We start from the raw sequence: 532 nt of genomic DNA on the forward strand, positions 1-532 counted from the left end.
CGCGCCCGTCACGCAGCGACTGCAGCGCCATGGTGCGCTCGTTCTGCGTCAATTCGCCTGAGAGCGCGACCACGGAGAAGCCGCGCTCCAGCAGCGCCGCCTGCAAATGCCTGACGTGATCGCGTGTGCTGCAGAACACGAGAGCGCTCGGCGCCTCGTAGAAGCGCAGCACGTTGACGACGGCATGCTCGGCATCGGCGGGCGCAATCCGGATGGCGCGATACTCGATATCAGCGTGACCGCCCTCGTCGCCGGCAACCTCGATCCGGAACGCCTGCTGCTGATACTGCTTGGCCAGCGCGACGATGCCGCGCGGGAACGTCGCCGAGAACATCAGGGTGCGGCGCGTTTCCGGCGTGGTCTCGAGGATGAATTCCATGTCCTCGCGAAAGCCGAGATTGAGCATCTCGTCGGCCTCGTCGAGCACGACCGCTTTCAATTCCGAGATGTCGAGACGGCCGCGCCGCAAATGGTCGCAGAGCCGGCCGGGCGTGCCGACCACGATGTGCGCGCCGGCCGCCAGCTCGCGCTG

Annotated in this window: 1 protein-coding gene; it reads right to left on the bottom strand. The window is 66.9% G+C overall.

The features are described 5' to 3' along the window. Positions 1-532: DEAD/DEAH box helicase (locus MOV75_RS41455; protein ID WP_247008671.1), on the bottom strand; the 532-nt coding region annotated here is incomplete at both ends.

The organism is Bradyrhizobium sp. PRIMUS42 (assembly GCF_023006515.1).
Classification (GTDB): Bacteria; Pseudomonadota; Alphaproteobacteria; order Rhizobiales; family Xanthobacteraceae; genus Bradyrhizobium.